This is a genomic window from Frankia sp. EI5c (assembly GCF_001636565.1).
Taxonomy (GTDB): domain Bacteria; phylum Actinomycetota; class Actinomycetes; order Frankiales; family Frankiaceae; genus Parafrankia.
In genome coordinates this window covers 108,349-127,865 of the sequence record NZ_LRTK01000016.1, presented here as the reverse complement: position 1 = coordinate 127,865, position 19,517 = coordinate 108,349, and the positions used below count along the sequence as shown (strand labels likewise).

Genomic DNA, 19,517 nt, shown 5'->3' with positions numbered 1-19,517 from the left:
CAACCGGTGTATCACGCTCCCACCGGGCAACGGCGTGAGCGCGGATGCAGCCTACGCGACCTCACTTTTCCCGGTCGCACCGGGATTGTTCTCTCCGCGCCGCCGCCGAGTGCCCCGTGCGCCCGGGCCCACCCAGCGTCAGGTGGCCGGCGCGAGCCGGGTCAGCGCGTTGATCAGGCGGTCGGACGCATCACCTCCCTGCGGGTCGGTCAGATTTGCCATGACCTTCAGGACGAAGCGCATCAGCACCGGCCGAGGCAGTCCGTACCGGGTACCCAGACTCATGACGGTCGGATTCCCGATGAGCTGTACAAACAACCGACCCAGGGTGTAATAGCCCCCATAGGTATCCCGGATGATCTCCGGATAACGGGCCAGTGCCCGCTCCCGCGCCGGCCCGGAGTGCCGGGCGAGCGCAAGCACGATCGTCTCCGCCGCAATCCGGCCCGATTCCATCGCATAGGCGATGCCCTCACCGTTGAACGGGTTCACCATCCCGCCGGAGTCACCGACGAGCAGAACTCCGTCCTGGTAGTGCGGCGTGCGGTTGAACGCCATCGGCAGGGCGCTCCCGCGGACCGGGCCGGTGGCGTTCTCCTCGCCGTATCCCCACTCGGCGGGCAGCGCCGACAGCCAACGGCGCAGCAGATCCCGGTAGTCGGTGTTCTGGAAGGCGGAGGTGGTGTTCAGTATGCCGAGGCCCACATTACTCGTGCCGTCACCCATACCGAAGATCCAGCCGTAGCCGGGAAGGAGCGCGCTCTGGCGCGGCGGGCCTTCCCAGAGCTCCAGGTGCGACTCCAGGAAGTCGTCGTTCGAACGCGGGCTGCGGTAGTAGCGCCGCACCGCGACGCCGAGCGGGCGGTCCTCCCGCCGGCGGATCCCGAGGGCCAGGGCGATCCGCGCGCTGTTCCCGTCCGCGGCGACGACGACCGGTGCGCGGAACTCCACCGGCGCCCGGTCCACCCCGGCGCGGGCGGTCACACCCACCACCTGGCCGGTCCGGTCGTCGCGCACCGGGCCGGTGACCGTCGTCCCCTCCAGCAGCCGCGCACCGGCCTTGACCGCGTGCCGGGCGAGCATCTCGTCGAAGTCCGCCCGGGGCCGGACCAGCCCGTAGTCCGGCCAGCTCGCGAGCTGCGGCCAGGGCAGCTCCAGGCGCACCCCGCCCCCGATGATGCGCAGCCCCTTGTTCCGCAGCCAGCCGGCCTCGGCCGAGGTGTCTATTCCCATCTCGACGAGGCTGCGAACGGCGCGGGGGGTCAGGCCGTCCCCGCAGACCTTCTCCCGCGGGAAGGTGCTCTTCTCCAACAGCAGGACATCGAGCCCGGTACGGGCAAGGTGGTAGGCGGCCGCGGACCCACCCGGCCCGGCTCCCACCACGATGACGTCGGCATCGGGGCGGTCGTCCGTCCGGGCGCCGTCTCGTTCCGTCGTCGCTGTGGTCACGCGCTGCTCCGGATTCCCACGTCTGCCGGCCGCTGGTCGGCCGCTTCCAGTCCCCTGCTTGCGCGCTCGTGAAATTCTTCACGAGCGCCACGCCGAAGTGTAGGCCCTGTCCGGGCCTGAGGCACCAACCAGGACCTCGGCAGGCGAAGATCCGTCAACCCGCCCCCTGACGACGCAACCCAGCGCTACAGCTCGGCAACGGTAGGCACCAACGCGCAAGCCCGATCGGGCCGCCACCCGGCCCGGAGGTGACATCACCCCCCGATCTGGGTAGTTCCCGAGTCAAGCGGGGCGGTGTGCTCACGGCTCGACGCCGCTCAGCTGCCCCCGGAGCCCGCCGATCAGCAGGCGACGCGGATCGGCCGGCTCCACCGACCTCGGAATCGACGCGGCCATGACATCAGAGACAGTCGTCCTCACCACCGCCGACGGCCCCACCCCCGCCGTCATCGCGGAACCCCCGCGCACCGCCCGCGGCGGGGTGCTGGTCGTCCACGAGGTGTTCGGACTCACCGACCACATCACCGACATCTGCGGCCGGTTCGCGGACGCCGGCTGGCGGGCCGTCGCCCCGGACCTGTACCACCGGCTCGGATCACCCGTGTTCGACCACTCCGACGTCGGGGCGGCGCTCGCCCTGCGCGGCCGGCTGGCCGGTGACGACATCCTCGACGATCTCGACTCCGGGCTGATGGTGCTCGCCGAGTCCGGAACACCGATCGACCGCAGCGCGGTCGTCGGTTTCTGCATGGGTGGCGGCATCGCCTTCCATGCCGCGGTCCGGCGCCCGCTCGGCGCCGCGGTCACGTTCTACGGCAGCGGCATCGAGGACGGCCGTTTCGGCGAGCCCTCCCAGCTCGAGGTGGCCGCCAGCCTGCAGACCCCCTGGCTCGGACTCTACGGCGACCTCGACCGGTCCATCCCCGTCGAGCAGGTGGAGGACCTGCGGGCCGTGGCCGCCCTCGCCGAGGTCGACACCCAGGTCGTGCGCTATCCCGGGGCCGGCCACGCCTTCCACGACGACACCCGGCCGGATTCCTACCAGGCCGCCGCCGCGGCGGACGCCTGGGCACGCACCCTCGCCTGGCTGGAGCGCCACGTACCGACCGCCTGACTCGTCCTCCCCGCCGGCGGTCAGGCCTCCGGGCCGGCGGTCAGGCAGGCGGTCAGGCGGGCATCCGGCCGGCGGTCAGGCCTCCGGGCCGGGTCGCACCGCGCGGTGCACGGCGACGATGCCGCCGCTCAGGTTGCGCCAGTTCACCCTGGTCCAGCCGGCCGCACGCACCATCTCGGCCAGCTCCGCCTGCCCCGGCCAGGCCCGGATGGACTCGGCCAGATACACGTAGGACTCCGGGCTGCTGCTGACAGCCCGAGCCACCGCGGGCAGCGCGCGCATCAGGTACTCCATGTACGCGGTGCGGACCGGCCGCCACACCGGCCGGCTGAACTCGCAGATCGCCAGCACGCCCCCCGGCCTGGTCACCCGGCTCAGCTCGCGGAGGCAGACGTCGACGGCGGCGACGTTACGGAGCCCGAAGGAGATCGTCACCCGGTCGAAGGAGTCGTTCGCGAACGGCAGCCGCAGCCCGTCCCCGGCGGTGAGCAGCACCCGGCCAGCCGGCGGATCGCCCGCGGCGGGGGTGCCGGCCTCGGCAGGGGCGCCGCCCGCGGGGGCGGAACCCGGGCCCTCCCGGCTGGCGAGCCGCCGGCGGGCGACCTCCAGCATGCCGAGCGAGAAGTCACAGGCCACGACCTCCGCGCCCGCGGCGGCGAAGGCCCGCGACGAGGTCGCCGTACCCGCCGCGACGTCCAGGACACGCAGCCCGGGAGCCAGATCCAGCGCGCGGGCCGTCGCCGTGCGCCAGGTGCGGTCGAGACCGGCCGACAGCACCGCGTTCGTCACGTCGTAGCGCCGCGCGACCTGGTCGAACATCGCGGCCACCTGGTCGGGTTTCTTGTCCAGTCCCGCTCGGCTCACCGGCTCATCCTTCTGCGCTCATCACTTCCGCGCCGGCCAGTCCCCTCGACGGACCGGCCTGGTCTGCCTGGCCGGCCTGGCCGGCCTGGCCTGCGCCGGCCGTGGCCGCCGCCTGGGCGCCTTCCCAGTCGGCCCGTTCGCCGACCGCCGCCAGCCGGGCCCGGGTCTCCTCGTCACAGAGCGCGCCCAGGAGCCCGGCGGCGAAGACCTCCCGCAGCGACACCCCCAGGCCCGCCGCGACCGCGTACTCCCGTTCCAGATCGGTGCCGAACATCGCCGGGTCGTCCGTCGACAGCGAGCAGCGCAGGCCGGCCGCGACCATCGCGGGCAGCGGATGTCGGGCCAGATCGTCGACGACTCCCGTCCGCAGGTTCGACACCGGGCAGACATCCAGCACGATGTTCCGCTCGACCAGCTCCGCGACCAGGTCCGGGTCCTCCAGCGCACGCACGCCGTGGCGGATCCGCCGGGCACCCAGCGCGTGCAGCGCGCCCCGCACCGACTCGGCGCCCGCCGTCTCCCCCGCGTGCGGGACGGCCGCCAGCCCAGCGTCGGCGGCGGCGGCGAAAACCCGCGCGTACGGCTCCGGCGGATGCCCGACCTCGGGACCACCGAGCCCGATTCCGACGACACCGCGGTCGACGAACCGCGCCGACCAGTCGACGACATCCATCGCGGCCTCGGGCGGGAGCACCCGGTCGATGTCAGNGGTCAGCCGCACCTCGATCCCGAACCGCTCCCGGGCCTCCTGGGCACCGTCTGCGTACCCGGTGAAGACCTCCTGCCAGGGCACGCCCCGATGCACCCGGTACCAGGGCGAGAAGATCCCCTCCAGGTAGACGGCGCCCTGCTCGGCGGCCCGCCGCGCGTAGTCGACGACGACCTCGCGGAAGTCGTCGGCCGTGCGCATCACGTGCGTGGTGAGGACCCACACCTTGATGAAGTGGTCGAAGTCGCGGAACCGGTACAGCTCGGCGATGCCTTCGACCGTGCGGGCGGGCAGCGCCTCGTTGTTGCGCCGGCCCATCGCGAGCAGCATCTCCGGCCGCACCGTCCCCTCCAGGTGGACGTGCAGCTCGATCTTGGGACCGGTCCCGGTCCCGGTCGTGGGCGAGGCGCCTGGCTCGGCGGTCAGGTCGTCACCAGCGGCAGCGCCGTCGACGAGAAGTGCGAGGCCACCCGCTCGTCCACCGGGTCGTCCGCCGGGTCGCGGTGCACCACCAGATGGCGGTAGAGGGTGTCCCGCTGGGCGGGGATCCGGCCGGCCGAGCGGATCAGGTGGATCAGCTCGGTCCGGTTCGTCCGGTGCCGGGCGCCGGCGGAGGAGACGACGTTCTCCTCCAGCATGACCGACCCGAGATCGTCCGCCCCCATGTGCAGGGTGAGCTGGCCGACCTCCTTGCCCGTCGTCAGCCACGAGCCCTGCAGATGCGCCACGTTGTCGAAGAACAGCCGCGCGACGGCCACCAGCCGCAGGTACTCCAACGTCGTGGCCTGCGTCCGGCCGCCCAGGTGGTTGTTCTCCGGTTGGTACGTCCACGGGATGAACGACCGGAAACCCCCGGTGCGGTCCTGGACGTCCCGGATCATGCGCAGGTGCTCGATGCGCTCGGCGTTCGTCTCCCCGGTGCCCATCATGAAGGTCGCCGTGGATTCCAGGCCGAGGCCGTGCGCCACCTCCATCACCGACAGCCAGACGTGGCCGGGCTCCTTGAGCGGCGCGATGGCGTGCCGCGGCCGCTCGGTGAGGATCTCGGCGCCGGCGCCGGCGAAGCTGTCCAGACCGGCGGCCCGCAGGCGGGTGATGACCTCGGCGAAGTCGAGGCCGGACGTCCGCGCGATGTGCACCACCTCGCTGGCACCCAGCGAATGCAGCGCGAGCTGCGGATAGGCCGCCTTGATGGCGGCGAATGTCCGCTCGTACCACTCGATCCCGAAGTCGGGGTTGTGGCCGCCCTGAAGCATGATCTGCGTGGCGCCGAGCTCGACCGCCTCGCCGCACTTCGCGACGATGTCGTCCAGGTCGCGCACCCAGCCCTCGGCATGCTTCGGTGCCCGGTAGAAGGCGCAGAAGCGGCAGGCCGTCACGCAGATGTTCGTGTAGTTGATGTTCCGGTCGATGATGTAGGTGGCTATCCCGTCCGGGAACCGGCGGCGGCGCACCGCGTCGGCGGCCCGCCCGAGCCCGTGCAGGGGCGCGGACGTGTAGAGCAGGAGGGCCTCCTGGGGCGTTATCCGCCCGCCGTCGGCCGCGCGGTCCAGCAACGACCGGATCTCGGCGTCGGCCACACGGGCACCACCCACCGGGGACTCACCGTCGGCATCAACAAGGCTCACCCCACAGATCGTACGACCTCCAGGCAACCGGGCCCCCGGCCCGCGGCCGGCCGCGCGGCCCCGCACGGGCCGGGGGGCGTCCCGCGCAACGCGTCAGAACGACCGATCCGTCCGCCCGAACGCGGTCGTGGCGCGGGCGCGGCGTTCGTCCGATTGCGGTGATGGCGCGTGGTGGCGCCCGCTTGCCGTGGCGCAGGACGGGGCCGCCACCTGCCGGCGGTCTCAGAACGGGCCGTAGTCCGACGGGCCGCGCTCGTCGGCGCCGCGGTCGTTCCCACCGAGGGGAGACGATGCGCCGGAGGAGGTACCGGAAGGCGTGGAGGCACCGGAAGTGGAGGTACCGGAAGTGTGGGTGCCCGGGCCGGCGCCCGCCGGGCCGTGGCCGCGGCCGGTGAACTTGCTGGACAGCTGCCGGACCTTCTCCCGGTTCTCCGGCTTGTTCGCGACCGTCCGCGCCTTGTCGACCATCTCGCGGGCCTTGGGGCTGTGCAGTAGCTCCTGGACCTTGCTGGTGAAGTTCGCCATACCCACGGTGTACCTGGGTCGGGCCCGGTTCATGCCGGCGATCGGCGACGGCCGCGGATCCGGGCCGTGCTCACCCGTTCCCGCCGGGTAGCAGGCCGGTGATTCCGCCCCGCCCGCCCTGGTCGTCCACCGACGGGAGCCGGTCACCCAGATCCGGAACCTGTTCGCGCAGCTGGTCGGTCTCGCCTCGCAGCCGATCGATCTGCTCGTCCACCGAATCGTGGATCGAGGTGACGACCCGGTCCCAGACCTGCTGGCGCTTGTCGTCGACCATCGTGGCGATCTGGTCGGCCGCGGACAGCAGGAGAAGCACCATCAGCACAAAGATGATCGTCCGCTTGAACGGGATCCGCAGCCGCCATCGCCGGCGCGGGCGGCGGGGCCGATAGGGCGCCGGAGCCGGCGGCGCGGGGGCCGGCGGTGGGGCCGGTGGCGCGGCACGGCGAGGATCGCCGCCATACGGGGCCGCCGGCGGCGCGGAACGGCGGGGGTCGCCGGCATAGGGGTATGCGGGCGGCGACGGTGCCGGACGGGCGGCGCGGCGCGGCGCCGGCCCGGGAGCCGGGGCCGGCGGCGCGGCGTAGCCCCACTGGTCCGCTCCGTCACCCGCAGATCGCGCGCCGGCCGGAGCGCCCTGCCCACCCCGCGCGGCGGCCGGTGCCCCGGCGCCGACACCCGCGCCGGCCGCGGCCGCCGCGTTGCGGTCACCCGGCCGCCCCTGGTCGGCCTCGTCCCCGTACTGGACGAACCCACCCTTGCGACGACGGGGCCGGGCCGGCGGCGGGCCACCAGGCGCCGGACCACCAGGCGTCTGAGCACCGGGCACCGCCCCCTGCGGGGCCTCCCACCAGCGGCCGCTCACCTCGCCGGGAGCGGCGACCCGGGTCGGCGCGGGCCGCCCCGCCGCCCCCAGTCCGTAACCGGCAGCGACGGCGGCGGCGGAGCGGCCACGGGGCCAGGTGGTGTCCAGGACCTCGGTCGCCGCGACCCGCGGGTTACCCCCGCCGCCCTGGCTGTCGCCGAGCAGGCGCAGCAGCAGCTGCTCGGCGGACGGCCGGCGGCGCGGGTCACGCCGCAGCGCGGCGGCCACGATGTCGAGCAGCTGCGGCGGGACCTGGCTCAGATCGGCCTCGCTGGTGAGCACCCGCTCGGACATCTCCAGATAGGTGCCGTCACCGTAGGGATGGTCACCCGCCGCCGCATACGCGACGAGCAGACCCCAGGCGAACACGTCGGTCGCGGGCCCCACCGGGGTCGTGCCTTCCATCTGCTCCGGCGCCATCCAGCCGACCGAGCCCAGGACCAGGCCCGACTGGGTGCGCCCGCCCACCGCGTCGAGTGCCCGGGCGATGCCGAAGTCGATCACCCTGGGGCCCGAGTAGGACAGCAGCACGTTGCTCGGCTTGAGATCACGGTGGACGATCCCGGCGCCGTGGATCGCGGTCAGCGCCGAGGCGACCCCGACGGCCACCCCCTGCAGCGTCGACAGCGGCAGCGCCCCCGACTCCTCCACCACCTCGTCGAGCCGGGCGCCGTCGATGAACTCGGTGACCAGGTAGGGGCGGCGCGCGTGCGGATCGGCGTCCAGCACCTGGGCGGTGCAGAACGGGGCGACCCGGCGCGCGGCGGCGACCTCGTCGGCGAAACGCTCCCGGAACTCGNGATCGACGGCGAGATCCGACCGGATCACCTTGATCGCGACCTGCCGGCCCTGCCGGTCCTCGGCGAGGTAGACCCGCCCCATACCGCCCGCGCCGAGCCGGCCGATCACCTCGTACCGCCCGATCGACGTCGGATCGTCCGGATGCAGGGGTTCTCCCCGCGTCCGGCGTGCCGATCGGTCCGCCACGTCTCGCCCGCTCTCCCGCTCGTCGCGGCGGCCGCCGAGAAGTGCCGCCCGGGTTCGCGGGATCCCGCGAACCCAACCATCATCACGCTTCGGCGGCTCTCAGGACAGACCGGGAACCCGGGACAACCGGGAGCGCGAGCCCGGAGAAAGTACCGCCGCAGGTGACGCTAACGCGCCCGGGAAGCGGGAGGAGCGCGTTGTCCGCCTTCCGACGGGTGGACGGGCGGGCCGGGGGCGGATACCGACCTGCGGCCGCCAGCGGGTCAGGGCCGGCGGCAGCAGGTACGCGAACAGCACATCACCGCCGCGACCCTCATGTCGAACGCATGTTCACACCTTCGGGGGTGCGGTCGCCCACCCGGCCGCGGCCACGGCCGCGGCCGCGGGCACCGCGCCCGGCGGTGCTGCCCGGGCGGCGGCAGACTGGGAGGCATGCGCGGTCTACTGGTGATCGGCCACGGCTCACGCCGGGACGAGGCGAATGCCATGGTGCTCGAACTCGCGCACACACTCGAAACAACGGAAACCGCCGGCAGGACAGGCACAACGGGCGCTGGCGAACCGACGGTCGCGGTCGGCAGCGCGCCGACCTGGTGCGCCGTGGAGCCGGCATTCCTCGAACTCGTCCGCCCCGACATCGCCGAGGGCTACGCCGCGCTCGTCCGGGCGGGCTGCTCGGAGATCGTCGCGCACCCGTTCTTCCTGTTCGAGGGCAACCACACCGCCCGCGACATCCNCGAGGCGCTGGCCGCCGCCCAGGCCGGCCACCCCGGCACCCACTGGACGATCACCCGGCCGCTCGGCCTGCACCCGGGTGTCGTCCTGGCCGCGCGGGCCCGCATCCAGGACGCACTGGCCGGCCGCGGTCACCCCCTCGGCGCCGGCCGGGCGGCCACGAGGTCGGCGACCACGGCGGCCAGCGGGTAGATCCCCGGCTCCGGTGGCACGGCGTCGACCCGCAGCCCCATGGCCTCGCAGGCCTGGACGGTGCGCCGCCCCATCGCCGCGACCAGCACGTTCGCGGGCAGCGGGCCGTACAGCTCGGCCAGGCAACGCGCCGCGGTGGACGAGGCGAGCGCGACCGCGTCGATGTCGCCGTGGCGCAGCTCCTCGGCGATCCGCGGGTCCGCCTCGGTGGTGACATCCGCGAGCAGTCGGACCCGGCGCAGCGTGCGTATCCCCGCCGGGGGCGGGGCCTCCCCGCAGATCACCACCCGCAGCCCGGGCACCGGCACCTCGGTCATCACCCGGCCCGCGACCTGGACCTCGGCCGAGGAGCGCACGCACACCAGCCCGAGCCGGTCGAGCGCGCCGGCGGCCGAGTCGGAGGCCGCGACGAGGGTCAGGCCGGCGAGCGCCCGGACATCCGTGCCGGCGGCGCGCAGCAGCGCGACGGTCGCGGCGACCTCTTCCGCGTCGGCCAGGACCAGGCCGTCCGCACCGGGCAGCGCGGCGCGCAGCGGGCTGCCGTCCGTCGCGGGGACAAGGCTGCTGACCACGGTCTCGACCGCGTCCGCACCGAGCTCGCGCAGCCGGCGGGCGAGCAGGCCCTGCCTGGCCCGGGTCCGGGGCACCAGAACGCGGACTCCCGCCAGCGGAGCGTCACCCCGCCCGGTGGGGGCGCGCGCGCCCGAGGAGACCCGGTCGGGAACACCGCCCGCGAGCCCGGCGACTCCCGGCCCGGTCACTCCCCGCCCGGCCACTCCTGGCAGCGGGGCTCCTGGCGCTGTCGCCCCTGCCCTGGTCGCCCCGCGCCCGGGTGCCCCTGGGCTGGTCCTGCCCGGCGCGGTCGTGACCGGCGTGGGTGCCCCCGCGGCCGAGGTCGCGGGGGTCGTAGGGGTCCCGGGGGTCGCAGGGGTCCCGGCCGCGGGGCGGTCGACGGGGGCGTCGCACCTCGCGGCGACCGGGCCGACCACGAGCACCGCGGGCGAACGCAGCCGGAAGGCGACCGCGTCGACGGCGATGGCGTCGAGGGTCGACCGCAGGACCCGCTGCGCGGGTGTCGTGCCACGCTCGACGACGGCCGCGGGCGTGTGGTGCGGGCGCCCGCCGCGCAGCAGCGCGTCGACGATGTCGATCAGCCGGGCGACCCCCATGAGCACGACGATCGTGGCACGGGAGGCTGCCAGCGCACCCCAGTCCACCGTGGACTCGGGATGGTCCGGCGGCAGGTGGCCGGAGACGATCGCGAGGTCCTGCGCGACCCCGCGGTGCGTGACGGGGATCCCCGCATAGGCCGGCGCGGCGATCGCGGAGGTCACGCCGGGGACCACAGTGCAGGGGATACCGGCGGCGGCACAGGCCTCGGCCTCCTCGCCGCCCCGCCCCAGCAGGAACGGGTCGCCCCCCTTGAGCCGCACCACCAGGGCGCCGGCGCGGGCCTGCTCGACCAGGATCTGGTTGACCTCGTCCTGGCTGCGCGACCGGGTAGGGCTCTTGCCGACCTGGATGACGCGCGCGTCGGGCCGGACGGCGTCGAGCAGCACGGCGGCGGCGAGGCGGTCGGTAACCACCACGTCCGCGCTGGCCAGCAGCTCCCGGCCACGGACGGTCAACAGACCGGGGTCACCCGGCCCGGCCCCCACCAGCCACACCTCGCCGGGCCCGCGGCGGGGCGTGGCCGTCGGCGCCGGATCAGAACCAGGCTGGTGGGCACCCGGCCCGGTCGTCGCGAGTACCACGGCGTGCACGGTACATCCTGGTAGCTGACATCGGCCTGGTCGCGGCGGTCGTCAGTGGATACCGCACTCCGTCTTCGTCGTCCCGGCCCAGCGGCCCTCCCGCCCGGCACCGCGCCGGGTGCACNGCCGGCAACCCACCGACTCATAACCGTCGGAAAGCAGCGGGTTCACGATCACGTTGTGCTCCCGCACATACCGCTGGACGTCCTCGTCCGACCAGGCGGCCAGCGGATGCACCTTCACCTTCCCGCGCCGCTGGTCCCAGCCGACGACCGGCAGGCTCCGCCGACCCGCCGACTCGGCGCGCCGGGAGCCGGCCGCCCAGGCCCGGTAGGGCGCGAGCGCGCGGTCCAGCGGAACGATCTTGCGCATCCGGCAGCACAGGTCGGGGTCACGCTCGTACAGCCGCTCGCCGTGCACGGCGTCCTGCCCGGCGACGGTCAGCTGCGGGCTGGCGCTGATGATCGGCAGCGAGTAGGTGTGCGCGACGGCGTCGCGAGTGCCGATGGTCTCGGCGAAGTGGTAGCCGGTGTCGATGAACAGCACCGGGATGTCCGAGCGGATCCGCGACAGCATGTCCACGAGAACCGCCTCGGCCATGGACGCCGCGACAGCAAGCCCGGTGCCGAACTCCTCGACCGCCCAGCCGAGGATCTCCTCGGCCGGCGCCCCTTCGAGCTCGTCGCCGGCCCGCAGTGCCCGGGCCTTCAGCGCGGCATCCATCAGTTCTTCTCCTCCACGTCCGACGGCGCCACGGCGGTGCCGTTCGCCGAACCCGATGTGCTGGCCGTCGTCGTCCTGGCCGTCGTCCCGGCGGCGACCTCCCCGGTGGAGCCCTTGGGGGTCGCCGCCACAAGCGCTGTGAGGCGTAGTTGGAAGGCCCGCCGGCACGCCCGGCAGGCCCAGTGCCCGTGCCCCTCGCCCGCGCCGCCCGGCGCGGGTTCGGGGACGAGCTCCTCCTCGCCGCAGTAAGGGCAGTAGAAGGGGACGGCGCGGGCGCTCACGTCGCGCCGCCCTTGTCCGCGGCCGGCGGCGACCCCGCCGACCCGGCCGACCGCGCCGACCCGGCCGAGGTGAGCAGCGCCTCGTCGGCGTGCTCCGCCCAGTCGGCGAAGGTGTCGCCCTCGGCCCGGTTCTCCTGATAGGTCTCCAGCAGCCCGACGACGTAGTCGACCAGGCCGTCCGCCGTCACCTTGAGCCCACGGGACTTGCGGCCGAGCCGCGAGCGGGTCCCGAGATGCCCGCCGAGGTGAACCTGGAACCCCTCGACCATCTCGCCGTTGTCGTCGGGGACGAGTGAGCCCTTCAGCCCGATGTCCGCCACCTGGAACCGGGCGCAGGCGTTCGGGCAGCCGTTGATGTTGATGCCGATGGGCTCGGTGAAGTCCGGCAGCCGGCGCTCCAGCTCCAGGACGAGATCGCGGGCGTTGCCCTTGGTCTCGACGATCGCGAGCTTGCAGAACTCGATTCCGGTGCAGGCCATCGTGCCCCGGCGGAACACGCTGGGCTTCACCACCAGGTCGAGGGTGGCCAGCTCCGCCTCAAGCGCGTCGAGGTCGCTGCCCGGCACGTCGAGGATCACCAGCTTCTGCATGGTCGTCGCCCGGATCCGCCCCAGCCCGAAGCGGTCGGCGAGGTTCGCGACGGCGGCGAGCGTCGTCCCGGTCATCCGGCCGGCCCGCGGCGCGAAACCGACCGCGAAGCGCCCGTCCCGCTGCTGGTGGACGCCGATGTGGTCCCGCCCCTCGTTGCGCGGCGGGGGCGGCGGCGGGCCGTCCGGCAGCGCCGCGGTGAGGTACTCCTTCTCCAGCGTCGACCGCACCCACTCGACGCCCATGTCCGCGACGAGGAACTTCAGCCGGGCCCGGGTACGCATCCGCCGGTACCCGTAGTCGCGGTAGAGCCGGATGACGCCGTGCCACACCTCGGACACCCGCTCGGGCGGCACGAAGGCGCCGAGGCGCACGCCGAGCTTCGGGTTCGTCGACAGGCCGCCGCCGACCCAGAGGTCGTAACCCGGGCCGAGCTCGGGGNGGACGACGCCGACGAAGGCGATGTCGTTGATCTCGTGCAGGGTGCACTGGTCCGCGCAGCCCGACATCGCGCTCTTGAACTTGCGGGGCAGGTTCGCCAGCTCCGGGTCGCCCACGAAACGCTCGACGACCTCGTCGATCACGCCGGTTGCGTCGATGACCTCGTCGGCGTCCACTCCCGCCAGCGGGCAGCCCAGGATGACCCGCGGCGTGTCCCCGCAGGCCTCGGCGGTGGTCATGCCGTTGGCCTCAAGGGCCTCCCAGATGGCGGGGACGTCCTCGACGCGGATCCAGTGCAGCTGGATGTTCTGCCGGTCGGTCACGTCGGCGACGTCGCGCCCGTACCGGGTCGAGATGTCAGCGATGACCCTGAGCTGCTCGGACGTCATCCGGCCGCCGTCGAGACNGATCCGCATCATGAAGTAGCGGTCGTCGAGCTCCTCCGGCTCCAGCACGGCCGTGCGGCCACCGCTGATCCCCGGCCGACGCTGCGTGTACAGCCCCCACCACCGGAACCGGCCCCGCAGGTCCTGCGGGTCGATCCCGTCAAACCCCGTGTGCGGGTACAGGTTGAGGATGCGGTCGCGCACGGCGAGACCGTTCTCATCCTTCTTCATCCGCTCGTTGGGGTTGAGCGGCTCGGTGTAGCCCAGCGCCCACTGGCCCTGCCCCTTCGGACGGGACGGGGTCTGCGGACGCGCGGCACGGGGGTTTGGAGCAGGAGAAGTCATGGGATCTCTCGGTGAGCAGGGTCCACCGCGGCGTGACACGCCGAGGTGGGCGGAGTTCAGCGGGAGCGGCGACAGCCGGCGCTGGAGACGCGCAACAGGTCGACGTGCAGACGTGCGACCAGGCGGGGATCGACGGGGCCCACATCAGCCGGTCGCGGCATGAGCCCGGTCCACGGGGCCGCGACGGCCCCGGAGCGTGACGGCCGGACCAACGGGAACGCACCGACCCGCCGGCGCCGGGCGGCGATTCGCCGCCCGCCCGACGACTCCAGCACGTGGACCCGGGCAGTCACGCTTGCCATGTTCCCACAGATGCGCCGCTCACGTCGTGGATGCGTCGTCACACCCCATCTGGGTCACGGCACCAACACAACAAGCGACAAACGACGATGGGCGAGTCAATCACACCGGGCGCGGTTGCCGGCACATCTGGCGGAGCCGGTCGAGCAGCGCGCCGGTCGACAGGTCCTTCTCCATCAGCTCGTCGGCACCGAGCGCCATGGCCTCCTCGCGCAGGCCACCACCCGAGAAACCGGTGAAGATCACCACTCGCGCCCGGGGAGCCGCCGTCCGCACGCGGGGAAGCGCCCCGAGACCGTCGAGGACGGGCATCGCGACGTCGAGCAGCACCAGATCGGGCTCCGTGCNGGTGACCACCTCGACGGCCTCCGCCCCGTTCGTCGCGCGACCGACCACGGTGAAGTCGGGCTCGGTGTCGAACAGGAGGCAGAGCAGCTCTCGCAGCCCGTCGGCGTCGTCCGCCACGACGACCCGGTAGGGCCCCGGCCTACCGCGGCCCCGGGTGACCGAGGCCCGGTGGGCCACCTCGACGTCGGGGACCACCCCGACCTCGGAGACCACCCCGACGCCGGGGACGCCGACCTTCTCGTCCGTCGACGGCCAGGAGTCCATCACCCGTCTTTTCTACGCGCCCCGAACCAGGCCCGACCATCGTCATTCGGGATGGTTTCGCGGTATGACCCGGACGCACTGGGCACCCACCCGTTCGCGGCTGCCGGAAGGACCCGGTGGGCCATCCACATCGGATACCCGGGCCGGTGCGGCGAATTGTGCCGACCCGACGGTGACCACCACATTTCCGGGTTGATTTCCGACCCGTCAACGAAAACACCCGGCACACAATCAATCCACAATGGAGCGGGGGGTCGGCCTACCGCCGGAAGGTGTTCACCACCGCGCCGGCATGCTCCGGCGCCGAGCGCGCCACCTACCGCGCCGAACCTCATCTTCGAACCACATGCGAGCCCTGCAGTCACGAAGAGTAGTCGACAGGAAAGCCTGGTCGCCGCCACACGACGAGGTAACGCCGACAACTCTCCGTGTCCAGGACCTTTGACCCCAGGTATAACTAGCGCCCGTCGGAGTATTCTGATCACGCAAGGTGATGCCCACGCAAACGGTGACAGTCGTCGCGACCCTGCGGCACGGGGGCACGACCGGGCGACGCACCAACTCCGCCGCCCAACGCTGCCACCACTCCCCCCACAACAGTGAGCAGGCAGTCGACGGTGTCTGGTGATCAGGCCGCCCATATCGGCCCCGGTATGCCACGATATGGAGTTGAATCATCACACGTCGGATGCCCCGGGTAGCGGAAGGATCGGCGCACATGCGGCAACGGAGCCGAGGCTGGCAGGGTCTGAGCACCGCGGAGGACATGCTCCCGGCAGAGGTGCGGCGGCGACGCTGCGAGCGTGGGCTGACCCGGGAGGAGCTGGCCAGCCGGACCGGCTACAGCCGCCAGTACATCAGTCAGCTGGAGCAGCCGAGCCGCGGTATCCCCGCCCGGCCGGTCCTCGCAGCGGTGGACGCGGCGCTGGAGGCCGGCGGAGCGCTGGTCGACCTGCGGGAGGCGGCCGTCGCCGAGCGCGCCGAGCGGCGTGTCCGGCAGCCCGACGCCGAGGTGGAGTCACGGCGCCGGATCGGTGATCTGCTCGACCACCGCCGGTCCGACCGGGAGCTGGACTATCTCGACCGGCTCGCCGCGGACCTCATCGCCGCGGCCGACGCGCTGGAGCCGGCGGACGTCACCGCCCGCGTGCTTGACCAGCAGACCTTCGTCGACCAGCTGCTTCGCACACCCATGCTGCCGCACCAGCAGTTCCGGCTCTTCATGATCGCCGGTCATCTGGCCGGCCTGCTGGCCATCTCCCTGCTTGACGTCAACGAGCTGGCCAAGGCGAGCACCTGCTGCCTGGAGGCGGCGGTCTTCACCGAGCTGACCGGTCACGAAGGACTACGTGCCTGGACACTCGCCGTCAACAGCCTCATCGACGCGGCGGCCCATCACGCCGACGGGGCTGACTCCGCCCGCGCCGCGGGAGCCGGAGGCGCGCCGTCCCGCGATCACCCACTCGCCACCGGGGCGGACCGCGGAACACCGCTGCGCGGATCCCGGGATCGCGCCGCCCACCCGCTGGCCGGCGGCGCCCGGGACGGTGTGGATCTGACCCTTCGTGACAACGGGCCCGCGGAAGAGCGGCCGAGCGGCCCGGAGACCACACTTACCGGCGGTACTCTCGACCCCCGCCCCGGGCTGCTGCACCGGGCCGAGAACGAGATTCCATCACTGTCCGCAACCGACTCGGGCGGCGCTCATTCGTTCCCGCAGCCGAGCCCGGACGAGACGCTCATCGCGCCGGGAGGCCGCGCGACTCCGCCCCGGCTGATTGCACTCGTCAAAAGGCGCATCGCGCGATTCGCGACCGCATCAGCACAGCGGGCGACACCACCGATGGGCATCTCCCACTCATTCCGACCGCCCGTCTGAATCGGTTACCCATCGGATCGACATCATCGAACGGATCGGCGAGTCAACCTGATCAATGAGTCAATGATCAAAGAGTCCGCGGGCGAGGTAGCGGTGCGTCACACCGCGGCAAAGATGATCTCTTCGAGCGGCGGCGCGTCACCACGCGCCGCCGCCCGGCGAGCGAATTCGAGAATGCCTGCCTGCTGCCGCTCTCCCAGGCGGAAATCCAATGTCGTGAAGTAGCGGGCCAGGGTCGCAGGGTCGAACACCTCGAACCGCGCGGCCCTCCGGGCAACCTCGTGCACGTCACTCAGCGCCAGATCGAGGCTCGACCGGAAGGCGCCGTGCACCTCCTTGACCACCCCGGGGTTCGACGCCGCGAAGGAGCGCCGGGCGGCCCAGACCGCGAAGACCATCGGCAGGCCCGTCCACTCGCGCCACTCGTTCCCGAGATCGACGACCCGCAGCGGGTACCCGGGCCCCGCACGCTCGGCGTCATACGTGGCCCGCAGCGCGACGTCACCGATCGTGACGGCCGCGTCTGCCTCACGCAGCATCAGCGGGATCTCCGGCGGCATCGTGACGTACTCCGGGCGCAGCCCCCACCGCTGCTCGAAAAGCATCCGTGCCAGCAGCACGCTGGTCCGGGAGGTCGACCCGAGCGCGACCGTGCGGATCCGCTCGAACGGCACGGCGCTGGTGACGACGACCGACAGCACCGGGCCGTCCGACCCCACGGCGAGGTCGGGCAGCACGACCAGCTCGTCCGCGTGCCGCAGGTACTCGACGAGACTGATCGGGCCGATGTCGAGAGCACCGGAGACCAGCGCCTCGTTGAGCCGGTCCGGCGAGTCCTTCGTCAGGTCCAGGTCGAGCAGGGCGCCGGAATGGACCAGGCCCCAGTAGAGCGGAAGGCAGTTGAGGAACTGGATGTGGCCAACCCTGGGCCGCTCCGCCCGCCGGGCCTGGGCAGGAACCACCGGCAGACCCACCGCCTGCGCCGGCTCCGTCGGATTCGGCTCCGTCCGGTTCGGCTCCGCGGGCCTCACTGAGGCCCGCCGCCACGCCGCTCGGCGATGTTGCGCAGCACGGCCCGGCGCTGGCGCAGCGCGAGCGGGTAGCTGAGCAGCCCGCTGATCACGAGCGCGAGAGCGAACCCCAGCAGACCGCCCACACCGACCAGCAGCACGACGGCGAGCACGACCCCGAACAGCGCCGCGCGGATCGCGAAGTACCGCAGGTTGAGCCCCATCAGACCCGTCTCGCCGGCCGGCTGCCCACTCTTCCCCTGGCTGCCGCGGTGCCCCCGGCGATGAACCGCACCGGCCGGCGGGACGTCGTCAGCGGGCATCACGCACTCCGGTTTCCGCCGGGCCGCTGGCGGCGACTGCGCACCCAGCCGAGACGTTGCAACAGTGCCGGGTAGCAACCCAGCCCGACAAAGACGATCAGAAGCCCCAGGAGCCCGGCCGGGCCGATCGCGAGACCGGCCCACCGCAGCAGGGTGTAGACCGCCAGCCCCGGCACGAGGATCACCAGGAAGGCGAGCACGAAGATCGAGCCCATGCCGGGCAGACCGGGTGGGCGGGCCGGGCGAGCGGGGCGGGCCGGCGCGGCCCGGTCCGTGGGAAGCGGGGTCTCCTCAGTGGCCATGACCGGGCTCAGGCGTCGATCGACACGGGGTTGTCACGCCGGGTGGTGTCCGGGCCGTCGTAGGTCCGGACGACCCGGTAGCGGGTGTCCCGCTCCACCGGCCGGAAACCGGCGTCGCGGATCACGCCGAGCAGGTCTTCGCGGGTCATCGTGCCCGGCGTCCCGAATCCGTCGGCGTCGTGAGTGATCTTGTACTCGACGACCGATCCGTCGAGGTCGTCCGCGCCGAAGTTCAGGGAGAGCTGGGCCGTGGTCAGCCCGTGCATGACCCAGAAGCACTTGATGTGGTCCACGTTGTCGAACAGCAGACGCGAGACGGCGAAGGTCTTCAGCGCCTCGGCGCCGGTCGCCATCGGCTGGTTCATCAGCCGGTTCCGCGGGTCACCGACCGAGTCGTGCTGGAACCGCAGCGGGATGAACACCGCGAACCCGCCGGTCTCGTCCTGCAGCTCACGCAGGCGCAGCACGTGGTCGACCCGGTGCCGCGGGGACTCGATGTGCCCGTAGAGCATGGTGCACGGCGTCCGGAGCCCCTTGGCGTGGGCCAGCCGGTGGATCCGCGACCAGTCCTCCCAGTGGGTCTCGTGCCCGACGATCTGCTGGCGGACCTCCCAGTCGAAGATCTCCGCGCCGCCGCCCGTCAGCGACTCCAGGCCGGCGTCGATGAGTTCGTCCAGGATCTCGTCGGCGGGCAGGCCGCTGATCTTCTCGAACCAGTGGATCTCGGTGGCGGTGAAGGCCTTGAGGGCCACTCCGGGCAGCGCCTTGCCCAGCTCGCGCAGCGACCGCGGGTAGTAGCGCCAGGGCAGCGTCGGGTGCAGGCCGTTGACGATGTGCAGCTCGGTGATCCCGGCCGGCTCCATCTCCTTGGCGAGCCGCACCGCCTCCTCGATCCGCATCGTGTAGGCGTCCGGCTCGCCGGGCTTGCGCTGGAACGAGCAGTAGGCACAGGACGCCGAACAGACGTTGGTCAGATTCAGATGCCGGTTGACGTTGAAGAAGGTCTGGTCGCCGTTCTTGCGGGTCCGCACCTCGTGCGCGAGCTCACCGAGCCAGGCTAGGTCGTCACTGGCGTAGAGCGCCTCACCGTCGGCGCGGCTGAGCCGAGCGCCGTCGTGGACCTTGGCTTCGATGTCTCGCTTGAGGCCGGCATCCATGGATCCAGACTAGCCCCGCGGACCGTCGGTCCACGCGGGCCAGGCCCGCGAACCGGACCGTGACACGCGACGCACTCGGCGCCGGGACGGGCCGCCGCGGACCCCGGTGGAGGCACGCCCGGCACCGGCCGCCGGGCACTCAGGGCCCTGGCGGCGTCCGGGTGGTGCCGCCGGACCTCGACCGCTCGGCGACCCGGCGCTGCNTGCGGCCCAGCGGCCAGGTGAGCAGACCGGCCACCGCGAACGCGATGATCAGAGCCAGCACCGGCGCGATGCCCACGGCGATGAGGACCACGGCGAGGACCACGAGCACCGCGAGGCGGGCCAGGAAGTACGGAAGCTGCACCCGCA

The 19,517-nt window shown here is 72.8% G+C and carries 14 protein-coding genes and 12 pseudogenes; 4 read left to right on the top strand and 22 right to left on the bottom strand.

Annotated features, from left to right (window positions below):
- Positions 1–138: 138 nt before the first annotated feature.
- Positions 139–1,449, bottom strand: coding sequence for a geranylgeranyl reductase family protein (locus UG55_RS10080; RefSeq protein ID WP_066066211.1), 1,311 nt, complete (start codon positions 1,447–1,449; stop codon positions 139–141).
- A 394-nt stretch (positions 1,450–1,843) separates the two neighbouring features.
- Here UG55_RS10080 and UG55_RS10075 point away from each other — a divergent pair, with 394 nt between their 5' ends.
- The gene (locus UG55_RS10075) at positions 1,844–2,563 is read left to right on the top strand and encodes a dienelactone hydrolase family protein (protein ID WP_066066209.1); all 720 of its coding nucleotides are present in this window, start codon (positions 1,844–1,846) and stop codon (positions 2,561–2,563) included.
- Positions 2,564–2,638: 75 nt separating this feature from the next.
- On the opposite strand, the gene UG55_RS10070 is transcribed toward UG55_RS10075, so the two are convergent.
- The 7 genes and pseudogenes from UG55_RS10070 to UG55_RS34865 all read right to left on the bottom strand — a co-directional run.
- A complete protein-coding gene (locus UG55_RS10070) occupies positions 2,639–3,427 on the bottom strand; it encodes a demethylmenaquinone methyltransferase (RefSeq protein WP_066066206.1) in 789 nt (262 codons plus the stop codon).
- A gap of 4 nt (positions 3,428–3,431) precedes the next feature.
- A pseudogene (locus UG55_RS34875) lies at positions 3,432–4,135 on the bottom strand (adenosine deaminase); the annotation flags it as partial.
- A 1-nt stretch (position 4,136) separates the two neighbouring features.
- A pseudogene (locus tag UG55_RS34870) lies at positions 4,137–4,466 on the bottom strand (adenosine deaminase); the annotation flags it as partial.
- Between the two features lie 92 nt (positions 4,467–4,558).
- A complete protein-coding gene (mqnC, locus tag UG55_RS10060) occupies positions 4,559–5,764 on the bottom strand; it encodes a cyclic dehypoxanthinyl futalosine synthase (protein ID WP_083986626.1) in 1,206 nt (401 codons plus the stop codon).
- A gap of 222 nt (positions 5,765–5,986) precedes the next feature.
- A complete protein-coding gene (locus UG55_RS10055; protein WP_066066203.1) occupies positions 5,987–6,289 on the bottom strand; it encodes a hypothetical protein in 303 nt (100 codons plus the stop codon).
- A 70-nt stretch (positions 6,290–6,359) separates the two neighbouring features.
- Positions 6,360–7,950, bottom strand: a pseudogene (locus tag UG55_RS10050) (serine/threonine-protein kinase); the annotation flags it as partial.
- Position 7,951: 1 nt separating this feature from the next.
- Positions 7,952–8,138: pseudogene (locus UG55_RS34865) on the bottom strand (serine/threonine protein kinase); the annotation flags it as partial.
- Positions 8,139–8,570: 432 nt separating this feature from the next.
- Between UG55_RS34865 and UG55_RS34860 the strand changes: the two are divergent.
- Positions 8,571–8,874, top strand: a pseudogene (locus tag UG55_RS34860) (sirohydrochlorin chelatase); the annotation flags it as partial.
- Between the two features lies 1 nt (position 8,875).
- Positions 8,876–9,065 (top strand): annotated as a pseudogene (locus UG55_RS34855) (cobalamin biosynthesis protein CbiX); the annotation flags it as partial.
- Here UG55_RS34855 and cobA read toward each other — a convergent pair.
- The 10 genes and pseudogenes from cobA to UG55_RS34830 form a co-directional block, all read right to left on the bottom strand.
- A complete protein-coding gene (gene cobA / locus UG55_RS10040; RefSeq protein WP_066066191.1) occupies positions 9,005–10,828 on the bottom strand; it encodes a uroporphyrinogen-III C-methyltransferase in 1,824 nt (607 codons plus the stop codon). The pseudogene UG55_RS34855 and the gene cobA overlap by 61 nt on opposite strands.
- A 42-nt stretch (positions 10,829–10,870) precedes the next feature.
- Positions 10,871–10,943: pseudogene (locus tag UG55_RS45270) on the bottom strand (phosphoadenylyl-sulfate reductase); the annotation flags it as partial.
- Position 10,944: 1 nt separating this feature from the next.
- Positions 10,945–11,542 (bottom strand): phosphoadenylyl-sulfate reductase (locus UG55_RS10035; protein ID WP_242424101.1); only part of this gene is annotated, 598 nt, incomplete at its 3' end.
- A complete protein-coding gene (locus tag UG55_RS10030; RefSeq protein WP_066066186.1) occupies positions 11,542–11,823 on the bottom strand; it encodes a hypothetical protein in 282 nt (93 codons plus the stop codon). The genes UG55_RS10035 and UG55_RS10030, both read right to left, overlap by 1 nt.
- Positions 11,820–12,852 (bottom strand): annotated as a pseudogene (locus UG55_RS34850) (nitrite/sulfite reductase); the annotation flags it as partial. The gene UG55_RS10030 and the pseudogene UG55_RS34850, both read right to left, overlap by 4 nt.
- Before the next feature lies 1 nt (position 12,853).
- Positions 12,854–13,258 (bottom strand): annotated as a pseudogene (locus tag UG55_RS34845) (nitrite/sulfite reductase); the annotation flags it as partial.
- Between the two features lies 1 nt (position 13,259).
- Positions 13,260–13,583 (bottom strand): annotated as a pseudogene (locus tag UG55_RS34840) (nitrite/sulfite reductase); the annotation flags it as partial.
- A gap of 56 nt (positions 13,584–13,639) precedes the next feature.
- Positions 13,640–13,744: a putative leader peptide gene (locus UG55_RS46200; protein ID WP_313954599.1), complete on the bottom strand. Its 105-nt coding sequence runs from the start codon at positions 13,742–13,744 to the stop codon at positions 13,640–13,642.
- Positions 13,745–13,985: 241 nt separating this feature from the next.
- A pseudogene (locus tag UG55_RS34835) lies at positions 13,986–14,230 on the bottom strand (response regulator); the annotation flags it as partial.
- A 1-nt stretch (position 14,231) separates the two neighbouring features.
- Positions 14,232–14,495 (bottom strand): annotated as a pseudogene (locus UG55_RS34830) (DNA-binding response regulator); the annotation flags it as partial.
- A gap of 718 nt (positions 14,496–15,213) precedes the next feature.
- Here UG55_RS34830 and UG55_RS10015 point away from each other — a divergent pair.
- On the top strand, positions 15,214–16,374 hold the full coding sequence (locus UG55_RS10015; protein ID WP_066066179.1) for a helix-turn-helix transcriptional regulator: 1,161 nt from the start codon (positions 15,214–15,216) through the stop codon (positions 16,372–16,374).
- Between the two features lie 98 nt (positions 16,375–16,472).
- Here UG55_RS10015 and UG55_RS10010 read toward each other — a convergent pair whose 3' ends face one another.
- The 4 genes from UG55_RS10010 to mqnE are packed head-to-tail and all read right to left on the bottom strand — an operon-like array spanning position 16,473 to position 19,166.
- Positions 16,473–17,342: a menaquinone biosynthetic enzyme MqnA/MqnD family protein gene (locus tag UG55_RS10010; RefSeq protein WP_066066371.1), complete on the bottom strand. Its 870-nt coding sequence runs from the start codon at positions 17,340–17,342 to the stop codon at positions 16,473–16,475.
- 59 nt (positions 17,343–17,401) lie between these two features.
- Positions 17,402–17,707, bottom strand: coding sequence for a DUF4229 domain-containing protein (locus UG55_RS10005; protein ID WP_066066176.1), 306 nt, complete (start codon positions 17,705–17,707; stop codon positions 17,402–17,404).
- Complete coding sequence (locus UG55_RS10000) at positions 17,707–18,009, bottom strand: hypothetical protein (protein ID WP_066066173.1); 303 nt, start codon at positions 18,007–18,009, stop codon at positions 17,707–17,709. The genes UG55_RS10005 and UG55_RS10000 overlap by 1 nt, the downstream gene beginning before the upstream one ends.
- 8 nt (positions 18,010–18,017) lie before the next feature.
- Positions 18,018–19,166: an aminofutalosine synthase MqnE gene (gene mqnE, locus UG55_RS09995; protein ID WP_066066171.1), complete on the bottom strand. Its 1,149-nt coding sequence runs from the start codon at positions 19,164–19,166 to the stop codon at positions 18,018–18,020.
- Positions 19,167–19,517: the final 351 nt, after the last annotated feature.

Coding starts and splice junctions, on each gene's coding strand:
- UG55_RS10005 (WP_066066176.1), bottom strand. CDS start 17,707: ATGCCCGCTGACGACGTCCCGCCGGCCGGTGCGGTTCATCGCCGGGGG.
- UG55_RS10075 (WP_066066209.1), top strand. CDS start 1,844: ATGACATCAGAGACAGTCGTCCTCACCACCGCCGACGGCCCCACCCCC.
- UG55_RS46200 (WP_313954599.1), bottom strand. CDS start 13,744: ATGCCGCGACCGGCTGATGTGGGCCCCGTCGATCCCCGCCTGGTCGCA.
- UG55_RS10000 (WP_066066173.1), bottom strand. CDS start 18,009: ATGGCCACTGAGGAGACCCCGCTTCCCACGGACCGGGCCGCGCCGGCC.
- mqnE (WP_066066171.1), bottom strand. CDS start 19,166: ATGGATGCCGGCCTCAAGCGAGACATCGAAGCCAAGGTCCACGACGGC.
- UG55_RS10015 (WP_066066179.1), top strand. CDS start 15,214: ATGCGGCAACGGAGCCGAGGCTGGCAGGGTCTGAGCACCGCGGAGGAC.
- UG55_RS10055 (WP_066066203.1), bottom strand. CDS start 6,289: ATGGCGAACTTCACCAGCAAGGTCCAGGAGCTACTGCACAGCCCCAAG.